General features: G+C 45.8%; 16 protein-coding genes. 13 read left to right on the forward strand and 3 right to left on the reverse strand.

Annotated elements, in window-relative coordinates; all coding sequences use genetic code 11:
- The first annotated feature begins 39 nt into the window (after window positions 1–39).
- The 3 genes from ROI90_RS01715 to ROI90_RS01725 all read left to right on the forward strand — a co-directional run bounded on the left by ROI90_RS01715 (window position 40) and on the right by ROI90_RS01725 (window position 2,127).
- A complete protein-coding gene (locus ROI90_RS01715; protein ID WP_315996610.1) occupies window positions 40–378 on the forward strand; it encodes a hypothetical protein in 339 nt (112 codons plus the stop codon).
- Between the two features lie 321 nt (window positions 379–699).
- Window positions 700–1,326, forward strand: coding sequence for a tyrosine-type recombinase/integrase (locus ROI90_RS01720; protein ID WP_315996611.1), 627 nt, complete (start codon window positions 700–702; stop codon window positions 1,324–1,326).
- Window positions 1,327–1,611: 285 nt separating this feature from the next.
- Window positions 1,612–2,127 (forward strand): hypothetical protein, encoded by a 516-nt coding sequence (locus ROI90_RS01725; RefSeq protein WP_315996612.1) that lies wholly within the window; start codon window positions 1,612–1,614, stop codon window positions 2,125–2,127.
- A gap of 756 nt (window positions 2,128–2,883) precedes the next feature.
- On the opposite strand, the gene ROI90_RS01730 is transcribed toward ROI90_RS01725, so the two are convergent.
- On the reverse strand, window positions 2,884–3,600 hold the full coding sequence (locus ROI90_RS01730; RefSeq protein WP_315996613.1) for a hypothetical protein: 717 nt from the start codon (window positions 3,598–3,600) through the stop codon (window positions 2,884–2,886).
- Window positions 3,601–4,120: 520 nt separating this feature from the next.
- On the opposite strand from ROI90_RS01730, the gene ROI90_RS01735 reads away from it, so the two are divergent.
- The 8 genes from ROI90_RS01735 (at window position 4,121) to ROI90_RS01770 (ending at window position 14,876) form a co-directional block, all read left to right on the forward strand.
- Entirely contained in the window at window positions 4,121–5,095 is a 975-nt protein-coding gene (locus ROI90_RS01735) for a DNA-methyltransferase (protein ID WP_315996614.1), read from the forward strand.
- Between the two features lie 26 nt (window positions 5,096–5,121).
- Window positions 5,122–7,230, forward strand: a complete 2,109-nt coding sequence (locus ROI90_RS01740) for an ATP-binding protein (protein WP_315996615.1) — start codon at window positions 5,122–5,124, stop codon at window positions 7,228–7,230.
- A gap of 26 nt (window positions 7,231–7,256) precedes the next feature.
- Window positions 7,257–8,579, forward strand: a complete 1,323-nt coding sequence (locus tag ROI90_RS01745; RefSeq protein WP_315996616.1) for a hypothetical protein — start codon at window positions 7,257–7,259, stop codon at window positions 8,577–8,579.
- Between the two features lie 36 nt (window positions 8,580–8,615).
- On the forward strand, window positions 8,616–9,755 hold the full coding sequence (locus ROI90_RS01750; protein WP_315996617.1) for an AAA family ATPase: 1,140 nt from the start codon (window positions 8,616–8,618) through the stop codon (window positions 9,753–9,755).
- Window positions 9,756–9,782: 27 nt separating this feature from the next.
- On the forward strand, window positions 9,783–11,948 hold the full coding sequence (locus ROI90_RS01755; protein WP_315996618.1) for a hypothetical protein: 2,166 nt from the start codon (window positions 9,783–9,785) through the stop codon (window positions 11,946–11,948).
- 18 nt (window positions 11,949–11,966) lie between these two features.
- Window positions 11,967–13,505, forward strand: coding sequence for a class I SAM-dependent methyltransferase (locus ROI90_RS01760; RefSeq protein ID WP_315996619.1), 1,539 nt, complete (start codon window positions 11,967–11,969; stop codon window positions 13,503–13,505).
- Window positions 13,477–14,094, forward strand: a complete 618-nt coding sequence (locus ROI90_RS01765) for an alpha-ketoglutarate-dependent dioxygenase AlkB (protein WP_315996620.1) — start codon at window positions 13,477–13,479, stop codon at window positions 14,092–14,094. Before ROI90_RS01760 ends, ROI90_RS01765 begins: the two co-directional genes overlap by 29 nt.
- A 275-nt stretch (window positions 14,095–14,369) precedes the next feature.
- Window positions 14,370–14,876 (forward strand): hypothetical protein, encoded by a 507-nt coding sequence (locus ROI90_RS01770; protein ID WP_315996621.1) that lies wholly within the window; start codon window positions 14,370–14,372, stop codon window positions 14,874–14,876.
- Between the two features lie 130 nt (window positions 14,877–15,006).
- On the opposite strand, the gene ROI90_RS01775 is transcribed toward ROI90_RS01770, so the two are convergent.
- Entirely contained in the window at window positions 15,007–16,617 is a 1,611-nt protein-coding gene (locus ROI90_RS01775) for a competence protein CoiA family protein (RefSeq protein ID WP_315996622.1), read from the reverse strand.
- A 742-nt stretch (window positions 16,618–17,359) separates the two neighbouring features.
- On the opposite strand from ROI90_RS01775, the gene ROI90_RS01780 reads away from it, so the two are divergent.
- Entirely contained in the window at window positions 17,360–17,812 is a 453-nt protein-coding gene (locus ROI90_RS01780) for a nucleoside deaminase (protein ID WP_315996623.1), read from the forward strand.
- Window positions 17,813–18,130: 318 nt separating this feature from the next.
- Here the strand turns inward: ROI90_RS01780 and ROI90_RS01785 are convergent, their stop codons facing one another.
- A complete protein-coding gene (locus ROI90_RS01785) occupies window positions 18,131–18,442 on the reverse strand; it encodes a DUF6686 family protein (RefSeq protein ID WP_315996624.1) in 312 nt (103 codons plus the stop codon).
- Between the two features lie 245 nt (window positions 18,443–18,687).
- On the opposite strand from ROI90_RS01785, the gene ROI90_RS01790 reads away from it, so the two are divergent.
- Window positions 18,688–21,948, forward strand: a complete 3,261-nt coding sequence (locus ROI90_RS01790) for an AsmA-like C-terminal region-containing protein (RefSeq protein WP_315996625.1) — start codon at window positions 18,688–18,690, stop codon at window positions 21,946–21,948.
- The last annotated feature ends 6 nt before the right edge of the window (window positions 21,949–21,954 follow it).

The raw sequence follows: 21,954 nt of genomic DNA on the forward strand, positions 1-21,954 counted from the left end.
CTCACTCATTTATTATTACACCTTTTAACACAATAAACGATGAATACTCCTGTAGAACCAATGATTTTGACTGCTAACACCTACTACATGAAAGGGTTTGGCGGAAGTGCTGGTCGATCTAACGAACGAAAAGTTATTAAGGAAGTAGCTGATTACTTCACCGAAATCGGCTTAACCGTTACTGTGGATGAAGGCGGCTGTACTGGCACAAACGGCATCGTAGAAGCGATCTGTACGTATAGCCAGAGTTGCAAAAACGTGTACAAAACACTCACGGTTTACAACAAAGGCAAGCGTAGCAACATCACGGCACTACGAAAGTTGTCTAATCAAGCTGCTGTGCGTCGCGCAAAAATCGATGGCTTATTAGCTGCGTAGTGGCTACACATACTCATAATCGTGCTTACTGAAATCATTTGCTGATATGCTCAACAGTCTCATTGAACACATAACGAATGTTCATATTGAGCTACCCCGAAAGTAGCTTGTGTTGCACTAGCTCACCGAGCGAAGTACAAACACCCAAAGTTGTCACCAACTCTCGACCGATTAAAGTTTTGATGCTGAGATTAATTAATAGGTTTCAGATTTATCAAAAGTGAAACCTTATTGCACAAACCCCTAATTAACAGCAATTTACAAATAAAGCAAAGTTGTCTTTATCCTTTTGGTTTCACTTATGATTATATTTAATTGTTAATGAAACACATTGATCATATGGCAGTGAGAGATCTAAAGACGGAAACAGCCCCCCTTGCTTGGAGTGATTTCGAATCACTCATGAGCAAGCTTACATACACGGCTCAAGTCGGAGGCGAAACTTCATTGTACCGGATGTTACTATTTGCAGCGGTAACTACTTATGGTGGCCTGCGAGCTGGAGATGTTCTAAAACTTAAGTGGGTTGATATATTAGATAAAAAGTGTATTACAATCAAAGAGGGCAAAACTGGAAAAGTGCGAGAAATTGCCTTGAACACTAATCTTCTTTGCATTATTCAACTCTCCTATCAACTCGCTATACCCAGTAGCAACGATCACTACATAATCCCTAGCGCCTCTTCTTATGGCCGAAATCCATTGTCACTTCAGTACATGAATCGTTGGCTTAAATCCATCTTTAAACGCTTTGGTATAACTACTCAGAATGGCTCGACTCATACTTTCCGTAAAACATTTGGACGCAGAGTATTCGAAATAAACAATCGTAGCGAAGAAGCATTGATTACACTATCTCAAGTATTTAATCACTCTTCTATTGCAATTACCCGTGCTTATATTGGATTAAAGAAAGAAAAGATAGCAGATGTGTATATGTCACTCTAAAGCTGTTAAGGTGAATTACTATTATCCAAACCTCTGCTGTTATTCTATATTAATGCGTAATCACCCGTTAATATTCGTATCCCTATGACTAACAATAGCGAATTTATCTTAGCAATGATATACGATAGTATCTTAAGTGAATGTTCTATGTAAAGTACTACTTAGTAGGTGTAAAATTTAATCCTTTTAGAAGAAACAGAATCTTTTGGTACCTTGTTGATGTATATAGGTCCTCTTTTTGGTGCTACCTTTGCACTCCCATTCTCAATACACTGACTTATCACTATGACGACTGTAAAAAAGCAAGGTGTGCGGAAGGCCATCCCTATTGCATGGCAGCCGACTGAAGTGGAGACAAAGTCATTCAATTCTGATGCTGTTATAGATGCCTACCTTAAAGGTAGAGAAGACGGATTTGCGCATGAAGTAAGCGAAATGGAGCGTCTCGCAGTGCAGATTCTGAAGGATAATGCTACCAAGGCGGCATTTTCAACCAATGCTGTACTAGCATTCCTTAAAGAGAACAAGCTTGCTGCTGTGGACGCTTATCTCAAAGTTTCTTCATGGGACGAGCTGAGTGTAATGGTACTTGTTAAGCACACAAGCTTCCTGAAACCATCATTTAAGCAGGTCTATAATCTAGTAAGTGAGCTTGAAACTGCTAGTGAGCAAGAAAACCTTGCTTTGTACTTTACTTTTGCTCCTTATTCAAAAGATTTTAACATCTCTTGCCTGAATGCCGATGGTTACGCCCTGCGGTTAAAACAACAGGAAAAACAAACTGGTGTAACTGCAGAGTAGGCTTGCTTAGATGTCAACAAAAGCTCACGCTCAGCATAATAAGGAAGCCTGCGAGTTCCTGCTGGCCAATACTAAATTTCATGATTGGGTTGTAACTACAGCGTTTTACTCAGCAATGCATTATGTGCAGAGTAGAATATTCCCTTACAGCGATGGTACTAATACTTTCCAAGACATAGATACTTACGTTGACCACGTAAATGCTGAAAACCGAAAAGCGAAGCGCAATTCGATCAGTAAGCATATAGCCGTCATAAGACTAGTACGAAGTCAATTGCCATCTATACAAGCTGAGTATCGCAAGCTATTTGACACATGCATGACTGCTCGCTACTCCATGTATAAGTTGCAGAAGGCATACGCTATAGATGCTCAACAGGAGTTGCTCATTATCGAGCGGCATTGTTATCCACCTGTTGCACCAAAATCTAAGAAATAGAAAAGGCCCCTTATCTGAGGGGCCTTTTCTATTTCTTACGGGGCTTTTTAGACTCCTTCGGTTCCTCGCAGTCTGGTCTGTCGCTTTTAGGCTCTTCGGAGATGGCGGAACATTGAGCAAGCCTGGGCAATATCACAATCAGCTTTTACGGCTTAGGCAGCTGTTCAGCATCGAAGTCGGTAGCCTGTGGGCCACACTTGTACTCAAAAAATCTCTAAATACCTTAAGCAACAGATCTTAGATAGCTTTGCTAGTCGGGTTTGGTGCCATTGATGTATTCGACTTCCGAACTTCAACCTTATTAGCTTGCTTCACCCCTATTCCTCCAATTCAAACATTAAAGGATATGCTTTTCTGACGTCTTCGTTTATTTTTCCTTGTATGCCATAGTGATATATGTATAAGCCGTATGGCGTGATATCCAGATGATTGCCCCAAACGGAAATTGTACCTGAGCTACTAAGGAGATGGTAGAGCTGCTTAGTATCATCATATATAGCTCCAAAAAAGGGTTTCTTAAACTTTGCCATATCATTAAATAACGATACACCGAACATATTCATTTGATTGAGGCATAAGCTAAGGTTAATGAAGTCATCCCAGCCATAAAACTCATTCAAGTGGGCTGCGAACAGGTTTGCTAATACTTTCGACTTCTCAACTTGAAGAAAGGTATCGTTGAACACCATGATTTGTTCCATCACCTTTGCACGATATTTTGCGTCACTAGTAAACTCTTGCTGAAACTTGTAGAACTTATCCTTAGGTAATTTCCCAGAGTGAAATTCCTTCATGAAGGTCAGTATCTTTTTAGCGAAGAATATTTCCTTCACCTTCAAGCCAGATTTGACTACACCTACCACCGTCTTGACAATAGGTATTTCCTTTAAAATTCCGTCGCTGACAAAAGCATCTAAGCCGATTTCAGCATAGTCCAGAGTATTGTCAAAATTGTTGGTCACCAGTGCTATCCCAACTTGCTTGCTGGTATCTTGATGCTCTGCGTATGATTCCTCTGTTTCTTTGTTTACCACGGATTTCAGTAATGAGGGAAAGTTCTTATCAAGAATAAGCTTTCAACATGGCTCAAGTCTAAATGAAGCTCATGTTTCTGATACTAACTCTTAGTGTCGGCTTCCTATCGAACCAACTTATTAGGAATGACAATACCCCTGTAGGCTACCTGTTGGAATCTTTTTGAGATGTGTACTCCGGGGTAGGCCGCCATCCGTTGCATGTGTTATTTTGATTAATATTAGCATTATATCTATACACGGTTTACGCAGGCCCTCTTGACTAGAAGCATCCATATCAATAATTGGTGGGCTGTTAATCTACGAATGGTCATTGAGGATTAGAGCTTCTTCCAATTGCCCAGCCTCCACTTGAATAGATTACAACCTTGGTGGATGAAGTGCCGACATATGTAAGCGACTAACCGCATGCCTTTTATCTTCCTATGCCTTTATCAACAACTGTCACCACGATTACTTGTCTTATCTTGGATTTGCCTTTCAACTACCCTCGCCTAAAACATTACTCAACAGCTTGACAATGAAATCATTTTTCAATACAAAATTAGGCAAATTATATCTTGGTGAATCTGAAAGCCTATTACGTGGTAGCGTTGGTAAGTCACTGAAGGGCAAAGTGAATCTCATTATGACTTCACCTCCATTTCCACTTAACCAAAAGAAAAGCTATGGAAATAAGGTGGGAGAGTTATATAAAGATTGGTTCGTAAGCTTAGCCCCTGTTTTCGCTGACCTCTTAGCCCCTGATGGATCGATTGTCATTGAAATAGGAAATGCTTGGGAATCTGAACGTCCAGTACAGTCACTCCTCCCCCTTCGGTGTTTACTTGACTTTGCGGAGCATCCAGATGCTGGTTTGCGCCTTTGTCAAGAGTCTGTATGCTATAACCCTGCTCGATTACCTTCCCCTGCACAGTGGGTAACTATAAATAGGGTTCGGATGACAGATTCTTATACCCATGTTTGGTGGCTAGCCAAGTCCGACTATCCCAAAGCCGATAACCGCCGAGCGCTGCGTCCTTACAGTGCTAGTATGGAGCGTTTGTTGAAACGTCAATCCTACAATGCTGGTAAACGCCCCTCAGAACATGTTCTGAGCGAAACTAGCTTTCTTACCGATCATGGTGGGTCTATTGCTCAAAATCTCTTTGAAATAGAGCCTATTCATCCCGGTGATGAGCCTCGCCTCCCTAATGCATTTCGCATTGCTAACACACGCTCATCCGATGCTTTTTCGCAGGCCTGTCGCCGTGAAGGGATTACACCTCATCCAGCTAGAATGCCTGAAGGTCTAGTTTCTTTCTATACTGAATTGCTGACTGAGCCAGGGGATTTGATACTAGATCCCTTCGCAGGCAGCTGTACCACTGGTGCGGTAGCTGAGCACTTAGGCCGCCGTTGGGTTGGTATCGAAATACAAGAGAGTTACGCAAACCAAGCCAAGCTTCGCTTTGAAGATGTTCTCAAGCCAAAAAAAGCGTCGACAATCAAATAATCCTAAATCTCTTTTACAACACTCTTATGAATACAGGTTTTACATCCATTCTCAACAAGCTAGCTAGTATAGATTTATTTGAACAAGATGCAGCAACACAGATGCCTAAAACGGGAACCTTCGTAGGCAACCCATTTTACATCGACTATGACAAGGCTCGGCTATTGGTTGCTGATGCGTGGAAGATGAAAGCTGGTGGCTTGCCACAGGGCTCTTTTTTATTAGCCTATTACACTAACTCGAATGATGCCGAGGTTCAAGAAGCTATTTTGCTACGCGTACTTGGGCCTACCTCGCTACCTACTGATTCAGATGTGGTATCCTCAATGGTAGAGTTTTACAAAGAGGGGCTATCATCTGAGGGACGTAAGGTAAATGTAGATGAGTTCACCCGGTATGAATTTTCATTTTCTGGAATTGAGTGTCGTGTACTTGGCACCTTTTACGCCGATCAGAAAGCAGAAACATGCTTTGGCGCCGATGTTGAGAACTTCATGAGCGCTCATCATTACAAGGTCATCAAGCCCAACGCCAAAGTGTTGGAGAAGATTGTCAATTTCCGAAAGGGAGAAATCACAGGCGCTGCCACTGATATTGAGCTAGGCACTGTTCGGTATAGCTCCACTCGGCGATTTCAAGAAGCTGCTGCGAATGTACCAGTCTATGTGACCCCAAAAGATTTCTTGGGTAAACGCACAGCAATGTTCGGTATGACGCGAACCGGTAAGTCTAATACCGTAAAAATAATTATTGAGGCAACTGAAAACATGAGCGGCCTAGCCATCAATAGAACTTTACCTAAACTGCGTCCGGAAGGGATGAAGATTACGGATGATGAGCTAATGGCACTTGAACCGTTTGAAGCCAGTAGACCTCGATATCGTGCAGGGCAAATAATATTTGACGTTAATGGGGAGTACGCTAACCCGAATATGCAGGATAAAGGCACTGCAATATTCGAAATATATTCCAATAAGACTCAGAGATATAGTGTAATTAACAAACCTGATTTCCGCGTTATGAAAGTCAACTTTTATAACGATGTAGATTCAGGGTTTGAACTCGTAAAAACATATTTATCAGATGAATCTGGTGACTATATCAAAAGCTTCTTAGCTGTCGATATGACCCGCCCTGATACTTACGATAAGGATAGATTTGGCTCACCAGCAACTCGATATGATCGAAGGAAAGCGGCATATCTATGTTGCCTTAAGAAGGCAGATTATCAGGAGCCAGATAACTTCAAAGTTTACTTTTCAGGTAATGCTGAGTTAGATGCTCTTGCTGGAGGTATTCATCCTGCGAAAGGCATTAAGTTGGACGATGCTATAAAGTGGTGGACAACTATTTGGGCTAACTATACTACACATCCCTTCTTCTCAAATTACTTAGCAGATGAAGGCCATGAATGGGCAGATGAAGGGCTGAAGGCAATGCTGGTCATGCTCACTCAAAAAAAGACACCAACATCTGCTATCGTAAGTGGATACCAGAAATTAAATGGTATTCGTAACCAACATACTGAACAGGATGGCAAGCCATTCGAAGAAGATATTGTCAGACACTTAAGGAGAGGGGGAATAGTAATAGCAGACTTGTCACAAGGTGATCCATCGTTACAGAGAATGTTTTCCGAGCGAATTTGCCGCAGAATATTTCAGGATGCAATGGCTCGCTTTATAGCTAACGAGCCTAACAACTTTATTCAATTTTACTTCGAGGAAGCTCATAACCTATTTCCTAAAAAAGACGACAAAGATCTAGCACAGATTTACAACCGTTTAGCAAAGGAAGGAGCGAAACTTAACCTTGGTATGACCTATGCTACTCAAGAAGTTTCGTCCATTAGCTCTAACATCCTAAAAAATACTCAAAACTGGTTTATAGCGCATCTTAACAACGAAGATGAGACGCGCGAACTCCGCAAATATTACGACTTCGGTGATTTCACGGAGGGCCTCGTTCGCTTTAGTTCAAGTAGCGACCAAGGCTTCGTAAGGATGAAAACTTACTCGAATCCATTTGTCGTACCTGTTCAGGTTAAGCTATTTGGCAAGAAGACAATAACTACTGCTACTTCGCCTGATGCAGTAGAGTCCACAGATTCAGTGTATCAAACGCCAGTTGCATAATGAGTTATTCAGCTGGTCGCCGCCCTATGGAGGGCGCTTCTAAAACATCTCACCGTCACGTTATCCAAGACGACAGTGTTAAGCAGTATTTGAGCGAGGTTTCCCCTCGCGTCAAACCAGGCGCCATTGATATGTCCCAGCACACACTCTTTGATTATCAAGAGTGTATAGATAATCCCATCAAAAGCTTCATGGCTTTCGACGGGGGTTATCAGGAGATAATTGTCGAGTCAGGCCATCCATCTGCTGCCCTATGTTTCTTCCAATTCGGCGCACTCTACTTTCGGCGTGACGACTTAGATACACTGAAAACAACGCCGTTTATTGACCCGGACGATATGGCTCGTCTTCGCCAGATGGAACGGTTAAAGTTGGTTTTGCCTCTACGTAACTATGTTTTAGCAGACGAGAGTAGTATAACACATTCTATTCGCCGGACTTTGCAGCGATTCTTTGCTGCGCCACGCGAAGGCGATGCAAAGTCAATGCTTGATACGCTTCGGTGGTTCATTTTTCGTCAATACCTACCGTCTGCACAACAGCATTCTACTTATATACTCTCACAATGCCCTCATTGCCAAGAGCGCACTGAATTATCATCAGCAAAACTACACCCGATTAACTTCTCGATGCCATGCACTAGCTGTGGTCAAGAGTTACTACTTATTGATGTATTACGCCTACACGAAGCTATTGACGACGAGCTTGGAGCAGGCCAAATAATGGGCTATGTCACAACTGCTGTGGAGCAGTTAGTATTAGTACATTTTATTCGCATCATCCTGACCAATAGTCCAGCCCTTCTCAAAGAAATATTTTTCTTCAAGGATGGACCATTGGGATTTTTTGGTCAAACAGCCAACATGCACAAGCCCATGTTGGACCTGATTACTTTTGTGCAGACATACCATCACTCATTGTTCTTAGTCGGTCTAGAGAAAAGTGGCGCTTTCGTTGAGCATGCCAAGGAGATTTCTCATTTACTAAAGCCTGGACAAGTATTGTTGCTAGACAATGACTATATCTATAAGTATATAACACCTGGTAAAGCAAACAATACTCACCCATATGCTTATACTTCTTATTACGGCCAAAAACTAATATTCAAGACACCAGAAGAAGCTCTTTATGTAGTGACTGTACCAGTACAGGCTTTAGCTGTCAAGCCAGTAGCTAGCTCTATCAAGGACTTGCAAATTCTCCTTACCAACGTAGCTAAACTACGTTGCGACATGTACGATAATGCGATAATGCCCATTGCACTGGCGAATAAACTGGTGTCACTCTCCAACCGCCCCAGCGCTGGCATTTTACAACGCTTTGCCCAAGGAAGGTCCGCCAACAAGTAACAGTTCAATACTAGCACTATCAATTTTACAGGTTGTATGCCTTTCAAGTTCAACACAATTACTGAAGAAGATATACTCAAATCACCGGGCGGCCTTAATATGCTTAGTGCCATTAAATATAATGGACCTCGCCATATGCTAGTTACAGGTCCTCCTGGTAGTGGCAAGACTACTGTAACGCTGATGCGCGCTACACGTCAGTTACTTAAGGAGAAATCTGTGAGACTGTTGACTTATCAACACTTGCTCCGGTACAGCCTCATCAGTATTGCTGACCCAATACTAAAGGATCATATCCATACTATTTACCGCTGGCTTTACGATTCTTTCGAAATTTATGCTGAAAGTCATGATAAGGCTGAAATGGTGGTTCGTATGGAGAAGTCAAAGCTGAGAGTCGATGAAATTCTCATAGATGAGGGCCAAGACTTGCCGAAAACAATATTTGAAGCACTACCTACAATTGCAGCTAGAATTGCTGTTGGCGCTGATAGCGGTCAAATGTTTTATGAGAAAGGAACACAGAGCGAAGTAATTGGCAAAGTTTTAGAATCTCACCTCGATTTAATGCCAATACCATTACAGTTTAATTACCGCAATTATTTTGAAACCTATGATTTTGCGCGGCAATTTATGCCACCTGACGCACGATCTACCGTACTTCTTGAGCACATGCCAAAAGGTAAAGGGGGGACTGATCAGCGGCCAATAATAATTCAAACAACCGATGACGATGCTACTCTTGAGCGCATCATTGATTTAATGCTAGACAATGAATTTGTAAATGTTGCTATCCTATTTTATTACCCTCACGAAGTCGATAGCTGGCACCGCCGTATTCGTGCACGGCTGGAAAAAGATCGACCAGACTTATATGTGAGCAGATTTCATAGCGATATGAGCATTTATCAGCGCGATAAAGAAGCAGAGAAAATGCAAAATTTTGTTATCACTACTTACAAATACATTAAAGGACTAGAATTTCAGGTAATTATAATGCCTAGCATGCAGTATGCTATGAATAAAGAAAATATAGAGACTCCTCAGCACTATTATGTTGCCTGTACTCGTGCAACACAGAAGCTATTTTTGCTTTACTCTACACAAGAAAAACCAAAATGGCTGATTGGTTTTCGACCGGAAACCTACATCCACCAAGTTTACAAACCTCTCTAGACCACTTCGGCTCAGGCCCTTTGAAACATGCCTAAATCCTCAACTTATCCCTTTTCAAAAGCCAACCCAGTACAAGCTGAAATTCACAACTTGTGCAAGGAGCGCGGTATTGATGTTCTCAATCATAAAGGGAAATCAAGAACAAATGCGGATTTAATAAAGGCAATTAGGCAGTATGAGCAGGATATTCTTGTCAAAGCAAACAATCCCGCTGACCTCTTTTTGCAAACAAATATAGTTGCAGATACAAGCCTCGAATTAAACCAGTCGAACAAAACTGAGGAACAATCAAGCCCTATATTTGTTTCTCACGATCCTGATGATAAATTAGATGATAGGCCCGTTTACTTTTCGTCTGGCGCAGAAATAGAACTTTCTGCTTCTGATACTGCCGGTAATTCAATAAAGGATGAATCAGAAGGAAAATCTAAATCAAGCAATAAATACTTTACAGAAAACAGTATAACAAACAAAGGTAAAAACTATAGCCACAGCAATCCTAAGTTAGAAATTAATTCTAAAGATCAAGATATATCTGATTCATTACTAGAAAGAGATTCGAATATCTTTTATCTTCAAATGCAATCCGTTAATCTAGGTACTTATTTGAGTCACGGTGTAATATATCCTTTTGAATTAGAGCTAGATCAAGAATATCAATCTGTTAGACCCAGAGATTTATTAACCCAGCATCGAAGCTATTTGCCACTACTTGGTGGCCGCTTAGCAAATTTCACTGAAAAGGATGTTCTAATTGAAATTTTGCTGCTGCCGAACGAAATCAGTAGGCTGAAGATAGTTGGTTCATTATATTGCTTTAGCGAGATAATACCAATATCGCGCATTAAACGGATACTATTCACTTCAGTTGAGGCTATTAGCGAATTTCGCGTTAATGCTGAACAATTTAAAAACTATTTCTTCCCAAAAAATTTAGTTGGTGTAGTAGACAATGATTTAAAGATCATCACAACCGCAGATACTACTGCTGCTGTATCTGAATCAGATCCTGTTCTTATTCATCAACTTCGGCAATTTGATCGTCAGTTAGGCATGTTTGGCTATCTCAAACATGCGCCCCTATTGCGTGCTAACACTGAGCAGTATATTCAAGATTTTCCAACTGAATTTCTAATTGGATTGCATGAAATTAACACTGCTGTTCATACAGAAGACGGCAATGCATGGGTGATGAACACTCTTCTTCGCAGGGGACCGCAAAAGGCTACTTCTGCTGGCCAAAAGTTGTTTACTGCTATCGTACAGGCTATCTACCAAGATGAAGAGGCCTCTTATGATTGGGGAATTAAGTTGTTACAAAGAATAGAATCACTTTGCCATCAACAGCCTGAACCACCGCGTGATCTTGCCCAACTACAAGTTGCTTTAGCTCAACTTAAGCATCTAGAGCAAGGTCAGACCAACTTTTCCAAGGCATTAACCGCCATAGCTAGTAGTGACGGAACCAAACGCGACATACCGCCACTACCATTTACAGCACTAGTTCTATTATGTAACAAACCAGGCAGAGCTCGTAGTTCTGAGGATAAACAGGCCGTTCTAATAAACCTTGCACAGTATACAAATCGAGGGCTATTCAACGCTCCAATGCTGCTTGAGCAGCTCTTGGCAGTATTAGGCCTGTACTATGGTTATGCTCAATTTACTCGTCAAGATCCAAACCTTAAAATTGAGCTGTCTGAACTAAATGACGCTGCAAAACCACTACATCGACTCCGCTTCGATATTGGCCTACCGTCTGATCGCGTAGTTATTGAATCTGTTTTTCGCTATTGTATTGAAGGACATTCAATCCATGATAGACTGACATACCTAGAAGTGGATGACTTACTTGTTTCAGATCAGTTGGTTCTTCCGCAACGTGCTTTCCATGCACCAAGCCTTAAAACGATACGCTATACGACTACTAATCAAAAAGTTGATCAAGCTTCAAAAGTCATCCGTGAGTATAATAGCAGCTCAACTCGTGATCTGGAGCAAAATTCCATTCCCACGCTGCCTCTTAAGGTACACGTACCTAGTGCGGTAGACTCAGCCATCCTTGAGAGCATTATTGTTAAAATGACACGTTGGTTTTCTCCTGCACATTTCGAGCAGCAGCTATTGTCTGCGTTTACCCCTGAAGAGCAAGAGGCTTTACGTTTAGTTATAGAATCAAGAAAAGCACGCTAGACGATAGATTTTTGAATAATGAAATTAACTGATTTCGTACCGCACTTTCAGGCTTGTGGTACACCCGCTGAATTAGATTTTGTTATAACCCACTATCGTCAAGAACTAACTAAGGCCCTGTTCGCCGTAGACGTAAAGACTCCAAACGGTTTACAGGAGGTTTTACAATGCTTCTATGCTTTCAAATTGTGCTCTGCATTTGAGGAATTAGAAAGTACCGAACGCTTTTCAAATCAGATTATTCAAACCCTCGTGCTGTTCGCTACAGCCTTTGAGCGTGCTGGTAGCTTTGCTTTAATAACTCCCATAAGAGCACTTCTTCCTACTAACTCGTCTATTAACTTACGATTCCGAGCTCAAGAGCTCATTCATGGACTGCTTGACATCCGCACAGGTTACGCAACCATTTTTCCACTGGTTATGGACTTGCTGCTACAAGCTCAATTTGAGGAAGATGAAGACTACACTTCATCTGTCGTTCAAGTAGCGTATAAGTTTTTAAAGGAAGGATGCATGCATTTGCGAATGCACAACTTCCTTGCTGAAGAAACTGCCTTTGCAGCACTTTTTGCAAATTCCAGTAATATCCATACCTACTCTTTTCTAGAGCATCCAGCTATTGAGTCATTAATTACTGGTAAGGTAGCTGGGAGCCTTATCATTGTTGCCGAACATCCTGATGAATTAACGCCTGTTTTGTATCCAACAGAAGCTATACAACGAATCTTTCGTCAGTACATCACGCTACCAGTCGATAATGACCCTCGTACTCGAGGAGGAGATTATCGTTTAGGTTATTCACACACGGATATACGAGAACGGATTTTGAATTACGGACGGGCCGATTTTCGAGAGCCTTGTCTTACAGTTAGGCCAGCTGCTCAACCAGCCGACCGCGTACTATTATATTGTTATTATAATCTACGTAAACACTTCTTCACCACGCGTTATGTGTTCGGGCAGGTTATTGATTCGCTGCCTAACCTGCTGACTAGTGAAGTGGCACGCCCTGTTTTCGTTGATCTAGGTTGTGGCCCAATGACTTCTGGGTTAGCTCTAGCTGACTTATATCAGGAAAGACATGGTCAGTTGTTAGCCGTAAACTATGTAGGCATCGACATCGCTCCAGCGATGCTTGATAAGGCTAAAGAGTTCGAGCGCAGTGGTTTATTTTCGCCAACTAGCCAGTTTGCATATTACAGTGCATGGGATGACGCATTAGCTCCTATCATTGATAATCTAGTCCAAGTCACCAACCCTATAATCTTTAATGCCTCATATCTTTTTGCTAGCGACTCGTTGAACGTCTCTGAGCTGGCTTTGTTTATCAATCAACTGCGCGGTCTGTGTCCAGAATCTAAAATGTATTTTGTTTTCCAGAACCCTAATCGTGCTGATCGAAATCTTAAGTATGTGCAGTGGAAAGATGAAGTTAGGTTTACTCGAAGCATTGTACAGTCAGCACGTAAGGTGCGCTATAAGAATAACCCGGCCAGTGTATATGAGCCTACCCCTGAGGAAGTAGCCTATGAACTTCTCGCTTTTCAACCCGACTGAGCCTATTGTATCATCTAAGCCAGTAGAGCTAATACCTGGTCTTCAGTATTTGCCTGACTACGTAGATACTCGACTCCAAAGTAGACTTCTTACTTGTATTGATGAATCCCCTTGGCAAGACGACTTAAAGCGTCGTGTACAACATTACGGCTACCGCTACGATTACAAGAGCAGGCGCATTGACAGGTCGCAGTTTCTCGGCGTTCTACCCTCGTGGTGTTTATACTATGCTCAGCAGTTTTTTGCTGCAGGATACTTCGCTGACGCACCTCCTGATCAAGTTATCGTCAATGAATATAAGCCAGGCCAAGGAATAGCTCCGCATGTTGATTGTACCCCTTGTTTTGATGATACTATTATTTCGATAAGCCTGGGGTCTGCTTGCGTGATGAACCTATCACGCATTGATGACCCAACTCTAGTATTTGATCAAATACTAATGCCTGGGAGTGCAATCATCTTACAAGGTGAAGCACGTTTTAAGTGGCGCCATGGGATCCGACCAGTGAAACATGACACCATCAACGGGCGACGTGTAACACGTCAACGTCGGGTTTCGCTAACCTTTCGCAAGGTGAGGCTAGGCTAAGAACGATAAAGCCTAGTTTTATCGTTGACACCGGGAGTAATTCAACGGTTCTTGGCCATTCTAGTAAATGCAGTCGTCTCAATAATAAATTAGATGCACGTCTAATTTATTATTGAGACGACTGCATTTACTCTTTAAATAAAATCTTTCACAACCAGTCAGTTACACGTAAGTTACATTTTTATACATTCATAGTTTCAAACTACTCTGAATGATTTTATACAATATATATATTTTAAATAGACCAGAAGCAAATGCAGAGGAATAACAGCACTGTGACAGATACAGATAATTCAGAATGGTATTACTATCATACAGATTCTATCCCAGAATCTGAGGATGAAATCTATTATTGTGAAGAAGGACGAACCACCGTCTTCCTGCCTTATGATGGAATCACAACAACATATAGCAATATATACTTGGACACGATTGGTGAAATACTAGAGCAACTATATCAGTTAAATAAGTTTGATCTATCGTTGATTATCAAGCCTGACCCTACTGATTTAAACACGTTCTGGAGTTTTCATCACTGGAACGCATGTGATATAAACGAAGTATATAGCATTAATGCTTATTGGTATAATAACTTATCTGTTATTGTAGAGTATAACTTATTTATGAACAAGGATAATTTTGAGACTTTAGCTCCATTCTTTACTATCGGAACTATACCTGGATGCTCAAATAGCTATGACGAGTTATTGACAAATGTTCGCGCAGTACAACTACAGCACAATCGCAACATGAAAATCGAGGGGCTCTTTGGTTCGTTTTAATTAGAGCTGAGCAAATAAATTTGCTCAGCTCATCTGTACAAGTACCATCCTTCCATTGTGTAGAATACCCATAAACAAGTTAGGGATCTACAATGCCGATTCATTAGCCTTATTTAAGAAGTCGTCGTAGTCAAGTCCAATTTTTGTAAGCTCGCGAGCCAAAAACATCTTTAGCCTTTCGCATTCTGATAAGATTAGGGATTTCTTCTTCGATAGAGTCGATAAGTCTCCTGCTATCCAGAGTTTCTCTAATTCTCCGGTGGATACTGGATGCTCCTTGAGAATCTCTGTTCTTAATAGAGTCAGTTGATTGTCTTCCAGCTCTTTCAAAGTCATTTCGCATTCCTGCTTCACTTGCTTCAGATTGTTGTTGAAGCCGTTCTGCATCTGACTTAAACGTGAGTTCAAGGTTGATCTCAATTTGTCGATACCGTTCAGGTAGTCCTGCTCTTTCTTGTTCAAGTCGCTCTGCTTCTTCTTGTTCTCTTCTCGCAGCGCTTTCAAAAGCTGATTGTTCGTTGTGAAGATCTTCTCTAATTCGAGCTTCTTCTCCTGCAATCTCTTCTTCTCGCTCTTCAAGTGTAGCGCTACCTGCTCCCAATTCTGCCAAGTCAGTTGTAACTCGTTCAATCTCTGCTTGGCACTCTGGTTGATAGCTTGCTTGTGTTGTGACAAGCTCTGCTCCTTTTCTAAGATATCTTTCCTCCAAATCGCTACGCTGCTCTGTAAGCTCTCTGTCTTGTTCTTCAAGTCTAGCTGCTTCTCGTGCAATTCGCTCTGCTTGTGGTCTAAGCTCCTCTGCAATTGCTGTTTCGTGTCTAGCCTGAACTGCTCGCACTTCTGCTCTAGCTCTTTCTGTGTTGAGCGTAACTCGCTGGATTTCTCCAACAAGTGATTGGTAAGCGGTTCGGTACTGCTCCGAGTCCACGCACTTTCCAATTGCTCGTAAAAGGTTTCCAATTTGCGACGCTCGGCAGTGGTAAGATTCGACTGACTTAAGAAGCTGTCTTTGGAACTCATCAAGAGGTGGTATTCCCTTTCCACCTCCCTCGGGAAGTTGTAGGTAGTCAGCTTGCTCTTGCTCATCGTTATAAAGCCACTTGGTGCGAAGGGTTCTGTAAAAGGTGCTTTGAATTTCAGTTGGGGAATCCTTAGGTACTGATACCTGCACGGTATCAATTCCTAGACGCCTAATCTTGATCAGCTTTTCTCGATCAACTTTGTGAGTTGCTACAATCTCAATCAAGAGAATAGGCTTACCAGAGGCATCAAAAAAGGCAACATCAGGCTGAATCAGTAGATGCCTGCCTTTATCTTCCCCTAGCTCAACATTTCGTCCCCACATTACCACCCCATCTTCATTCTCGAAGAAAGGAAGCTCGTTTTCAACTCGGTGAGCCGATACTACCCATGAATCCCTGATTTTCCTCGGCTTACCGTCTTGTTCTCTAACATACTTGTACAAAGCAGGTACTTTGATCTGCTTGATCATCTGTAGCACGTCTTTCGCTAACCCATGACGATAAGTCTCATCAGAAAACGTGCATTTGCCCTTGAGGGCGATATCCTTAGGGTCATGAGCAAAGTGTTGCGCATATACCTCTCCCTTCTTCGCTTGCATCTCACGCCCGCAACCCATGCAGTAGTAGCCTTTTCTGCCGCTTTCTACTTCGGAGATATGCTTGATGGCATTCCTTAAATCACGAGCATATACATTATTCTCGTGGGTATCATCTTTCATTGATAGCAATTCAGAGAGGTAGTACGATGCGGCTAAAATCTATCTTGCCAAACCAAAGCAGCCTCATGTCGGCTAAGGTCCATCAGTATAGGAGAGACAAAATTCCACCAAGATCAACTAAATCTTAAGCTAGACAAAGCGTACACCCTATCTTTAGAGCTAAAAGATTAATCCAGCAATACTTTCCTGCTAGCCAAGCAACATAAATAGTGCAATTCTATAACTGTATACCATAAACCATCTTTGAAGATCATCATTGAGATTCAGTAGCTTAGTCTGTATACAAGAATATGATATATTGTATACGATAACCATTCATTATTGTATACACCTACCCTATCCTGCTCACCCATCACAACCCGAAAACAGCCTCTATAGCTCAGAAAAGGCATAAAAAAAGGCGGTCCACAAGACCGCCCCTTTTCCACAACCAAAACACCTAAAAAACTATTCTTTCGGTTTTGCCTTTCACAACTATCAGGCCAACAATTCAGCCTCCAGCACGTTGGGCTACCGAAAGAAAGCCTCTATAGTGTCTACACAATATAGAGTCGGGTTGGGGGTAGTAAGGTTGCATGAGGCTGTAAAAAAAGATCTGGCGGAGGCGAGCCTGCAGTTGGCTGTAGCTCTGGCAAGCCAAGCAAAAGCCGTATTTTGCGCAGTTTTTTGGCCGGTAGGGCCTCAGTAGCTTTTCACTTAGCGTTGTTCCTCTGTTCTTATGGATGCTCCTAATCCAGAATTTATGCGCGAAGCAATTCGCCTTTCCATCGAAAAAATGCAGGCGGGTCACGGCGGACCATTTGGGGCTGTAGTAGTAAAGGACGGCCAAATCATTGCCCGGGGCTTTAACCAGGTCACCAGTACCAACGACCCCACCTGCCACGCCGAAGTCGATGCCATTCGGAAAGCCTGCTCTGAGCTAGGCACCTTTCAGTTGGATGGCTGCGACCTGTACACAAGCTGTGAGCCCTGCCCCATGTGCCTGGGGGCCATTTACTGGGCCCGGCCCCGGCGCGTATTCTACGGCAACACCAAACAGGATGCCGCCGCCATCGGCTTCGACGACCAATTCATCTACGAGGAACTGGATAAGCCCTTGGCCCAACGCCACGTCCCAATGATAGAATTACTCCGCGACGAAGCCTCAGCCGGCTTTCGGGCCTGGGAGCAGAAAGAAGGCCGCACCGACTACTAGGCTTTCCTGAAAAGGCCTGTTGCGCAGACTCCTGGTTTCTGAAATGCCCGCTCTGGTTTCGCAACAGGGCGGGCATCTGCTTTTGCAGCCTCAGTTGACAGGCCTACTAGAAAATCTGCTCCGGGAGCTACACTTTTTACCTCTACTTCATTGACTGCCCGAAAGTTTTCGCCTTTGCAATGGAGCCGTTTCATCCTGAACTCAGGAAGCTGCCGGAGCCGACTGGCAGGGGCCCTTGGTGCCATGCGGTTCCGTACCCGATTCTTCAGCGGCTGGCCGGGCAGCGGAAGGGGTGCCTGACTGAGGGCTCTAACCCACTTATTGCAGCAGCAGCTCTACTTCCAGCAGCAAGGCCGTGTTTTCCAGGATGTCGCGTAGCTGCGTGAGTTCAATCAGGGAGAATACCAGGGCCAGCCGGGGGGCGGGAGTGCGCAGGGCAATGCTGCGGGCATCGGGGTCCTGGGTGCTGAGGCAGTAGTGCTGCCAGGTTTCGTTCACGTAGCGGCGAAACTCCTGGAACTCATCGGCGGTGGCGGCCAGTGCTAGATTGCCAAAGCAAACGTGCAAATGCTGCGTGCGGGGGCAGCGCGCACAGTAGCCAAACTCATTGTGATGAAAGAACTGCGCCATTGGAGTAAGGAGGTTGTTTACACTGCAAGTATAGTTATTTAGAATTAATATAAATAGATGTACCCAGACAGTCATATTTATTTTCTATCGACTTGAAAGACCAAAATCAGGCAATACACGTAGCTGGACAGTAGTAGCACGCGGGTGCTGTTGGGTAAAGCGAAGCCGCCGCCCGGACGGAGCCGGCCGTGCAGTCCGTATCTTGCGTAGAACCCGTTATTCCAGTCCTATCCAGCTCTGCCTGCATGAAATTGCCTGCCCTTCGCCGCGTATTTGCTCTGGCTCTGCTGGGGCTCCTACTGGTGGTAGGAACCGGCACTTGGCTGCTGGGCACGCGCTGGGGCCGTCAGCAGCTGGAGCACCTGATTCGGGAGCGGCTGGCCCGGCAGTCGGATCTAGTGCTGGGGCCCATGCACATTGATTTTTCCCTGTGGCGGGACTTTCCTCATGTTACCGCTTCCGTCGAGCATCTTTCCCTTACTGATACCTCCTTTCACCGCCGCGTAAACGTGCTGCGCATTGGCCGGGCCGATATTCGGTTGGAGCTGCGTCAAATTTGGCGGGGAGAGTTTCGGGTGCGCCACCTGACGGTGCGTGACGCCGAGTTTCGGCAGCTAACTGACTCGGCGGGCCACGACTGGGGCCTGCGCGGCAAAGGCCCCCGCCGCCAGCAGCCCTCAGCCCCCCCCCATTTTGACCTGGACTCGCTGGTGCTGGTGAACGTGCGCGTAATTGACCGTAATGAGTTGCACAACAGCGGCTTTTCGGCTTACGTGCACCAAGGCCGCCTGACGGTGCGCACCCGCCAGGGACAAGCGCAGGTACGGGGCCGGTTGCGCGGACAGCTGGAATACTTGCGCAGCAGCCGGGGCAATTTGTTTGAGCAGGAACCGGTGGTGGCTCGCATCCGCTACCAGTACAATTTCCGGCAGCGCGAGGGCACATTCGCGCGTACCCAGGCCACTCTTAATGGCGACACTGTACTGGTAAACGGTACGCACCGCGCCGCGGGCCTCAATGAGCCGCGCGGCACCCGCCTCAACCTCACCTTTGCCGGCAATCAGCCCCTGCTGGAAATTCTGCATATGGCCTTACCGCCGGGCCTGGAGCGCTACCTGCGCGGGGCCAGCAGCCCCAGCCACGCGCACATCAATTACTCCATCAGGGGGCTGAGCGGCCCTACTACCCGGCCCCGCACCGTGCTGCATTTTGCCATGCGCAACGCCCAGCTGCAGTGGGCCGACTCCGCGCGGCGCATTAACCGCTGGGACGCGCGGGGCGTATTTGATAATGGCCCGGCGCACAACTCCCACACTACTTATCTGCGGTTCGACCAGTGCCGACTGTACTCAGATGCCGGGCAGCTAGATGCGGCCATTACGGTGCGGGATTTTACCAAGCCTCACTTGCAAGGCCATATTCAGGGAAGAACGGAGTTGCAGACGGTTGCGTCGGTGGTTATTCCCGAACTCTGGAAAGCCCGGGGCGGGCAGGCCTCCATTGATTTGCAACTCAACGGTAACCTACCCGACATTCCGGCCCGGGCTACCCGCCGCAGCCTGCTGGCCGACACGCTGCTGCCACCCATTGCGGCCCGGGGCACTGTGCGCCTGGAGCAGGCTGCGTTTGATATTCCGAGCCGGCGGGCCCGCATGACGGGGCTAAATGTGCTGGTACGCCTACAGGACAGCATGTGGCGGCTGGAAAACCTGGGTGGGCAACTCAACGGTATGCACGTGCAGGCCAACGCTACCACCCGCAACCTGCTGGCCTATTTCAGCGGGCAACGCCCCATCACCACGGTAGAAGGCACCTTTGCGGTGGATGAGCTGCGTCTGCCCGAACTGCGCCGCTTGCTGGCTGCCCCCGGCAGCAGCGCCGCCCGTGCCCGGCGCAAACCTGCCCGCCCGCTCCGCCCCGGCTCCACCCGCAACCAGATGCTGGCCAGCAAAGTGCTGAACGTATTGCCCTCGGGCTTGCGCCTGAACGTGCACCTGCGCTGCGGACGTCTGGTAATAGCCACGGATACGCTGCGGGCACTGGCCGCCACCGTACTGCACGATGGCCGCCGGGTGCAGCTGCGCGACCTGCGGGCCCGTATGTGGGGCGGGCAGCTACAGGGAGTGGTTAGTTGGCCCACCGATACGCTGAACCTGCAGCCGGTGGCCGCACAACTATCGGCGCACTTCCCGGTGCTTGGCTACCAGCAACTATTGCGGCGCATCATGCGCCCCAGTGCCCGCCCTAGGCCCCGCCGCCAACCCGACCCTACCTTACGTGATGTACTACTGGCGGCCAATGGTGAAGCCTCTATTACTATTGACCGCTTGGTACTGCCGGCCAATGATGAATTGACCCAACTCCGGCTTCGGCTGAAAAAGACGGCCGGAAATTTCCAGATTCCGGCTTTCACATTCCGGACGGGAATGGGTGGGCAGGGCCGCATTAGTGCCGAGGCTCAGCTTAGCAGCGGCCGGCTGCAGCGGGCCACCGGCCAACTCGATTTACAGTACCAAACCCTGGATGTGCAAAGCCTGCTGCAACTGCTGGCGGCCCTCAGCGCCCTGCCGGCTCCGGAGTTGGGCAAGGCGGGGCAGGCCCGAACGCCCCGGCGGGAAATCCGGCAAGTTTCGCCCTTCCTGGATGGCACCATTACCGGACAGGTGCGCGTAGCGGCCGAGCACATGCGCTACGGCGCCCTGCGTGGGCAAAATTTCAAGCTTCTGAGTCAGTTAAACGCCGGGCAGGCACTGGTAGAAAACTGCTCCCTGGATGCATTTGGCGGCCATGTGCAGTTGAAAGGAGTTCTGCACACTGACTCCGGCACCACCAATCATCCTTTGCACGCGCAGGTACAGGTACAGCAGGTGCAGCTGCCGGAAGTATTTGCTTTAGCCCAGCAGCTGGGTTTTGATGTGCTGGGGCCGAGCAACATCCGGGGTACTATGCAGGCAGAAGTAGAAATGCGGACTTCCCTCGGGGCCACTTTTTTGCCGGAACTCCGCAGCACGCAGGCCGTCTTGCGGACTGATATCCATAGCCTAGAATTGCTGGAAGTAGACGCTCTGATGCAGGCCCTGCGGCTGTTCAGCCCGCGCCGGACCGGGCACTTGTACTTTGAGCCGGTGCAGCCCCGCTTTATTCTCGACCGGGGCCGCCTGCTGATTCCGAGCCTGAACCTGAGCAGCAACCTGACCGATATGCAGGTTACGGGCGAGTATCACCTAAACGGCCAAGCCAATTTGTATGTGGGCTTTAGCCCGCTGCAGGCTCTGTTAGGCAACAATCAGAAACGCATAGCCCGTATCCGCAGTGGGGAGGCCACGCGCCGGGCCAGCAAGGGGTTGGTATTTGTGAATTTGACCCGCACGCCCGGCAACCCGCGCTACAAGGTGCGCCTGTTCAAAAAGAATGAGCAAGCTGAACAGCAGGCTCAGCTCCTGCAGGAATACAAGCTGCTACTGCGCCGTCACCTGGCCGATACCTCCTCCTATATGCTGCAGTAAGCCAGC

It is taken from the genome of Hymenobacter endophyticus (genome assembly GCF_032464715.1).
Taxonomy (GTDB): Bacteria; Bacteroidota; Bacteroidia; order Cytophagales; family Hymenobacteraceae; genus Hymenobacter; species Hymenobacter endophyticus.

Coding starts and splice junctions, on each gene's coding strand:
- ROI90_RS01715 (WP_315996610.1), top strand. CDS start 40: ATGAATACTCCTGTAGAACCAATGATTTTGACTGCTAACACCTACTAC.
- ROI90_RS01780 (WP_315996623.1), top strand. CDS start 17,360: ATGCGCGAAGCAATTCGCCTTTCCATCGAAAAAATGCAGGCGGGTCAC.
- ROI90_RS01735 (WP_315996614.1), top strand. CDS start 4,121: ATGAAATCATTTTTCAATACAAAATTAGGCAAATTATATCTTGGTGAA.
- ROI90_RS01745 (WP_315996616.1), top strand. CDS start 7,257: ATGGAGGGCGCTTCTAAAACATCTCACCGTCACGTTATCCAAGACGAC.
- ROI90_RS01720 (WP_315996611.1), top strand. CDS start 700: ATGAAACACATTGATCATATGGCAGTGAGAGATCTAAAGACGGAAACA.
- ROI90_RS01785 (WP_315996624.1), bottom strand. CDS start 18,442: ATGGCGCAGTTCTTTCATCACAATGAGTTTGGCTACTGTGCGCGCTGC.
- ROI90_RS01760 (WP_315996619.1), top strand. CDS start 11,967: ATGAAATTAACTGATTTCGTACCGCACTTTCAGGCTTGTGGTACACCC.
- ROI90_RS01775 (WP_315996622.1), bottom strand. CDS start 16,617: ATGAAAGATGATACCCACGAGAATAATGTATATGCTCGTGATTTAAGG.
- ROI90_RS01755 (WP_315996618.1), top strand. CDS start 9,783: ATGCCTAAATCCTCAACTTATCCCTTTTCAAAAGCCAACCCAGTACAA.
- ROI90_RS01790 (WP_315996625.1), top strand. CDS start 18,688: ATGAAATTGCCTGCCCTTCGCCGCGTATTTGCTCTGGCTCTGCTGGGG.
- ROI90_RS01750 (WP_315996617.1), top strand. CDS start 8,616: ATGCCTTTCAAGTTCAACACAATTACTGAAGAAGATATACTCAAATCA.
- ROI90_RS01740 (WP_315996615.1), top strand. CDS start 5,122: ATGAATACAGGTTTTACATCCATTCTCAACAAGCTAGCTAGTATAGAT.
- ROI90_RS01765 (WP_315996620.1), top strand. CDS start 13,477: ATGAACTTCTCGCTTTTCAACCCGACTGAGCCTATTGTATCATCTAAG.
- ROI90_RS01725 (WP_315996612.1), top strand. CDS start 1,612: ATGACGACTGTAAAAAAGCAAGGTGTGCGGAAGGCCATCCCTATTGCA.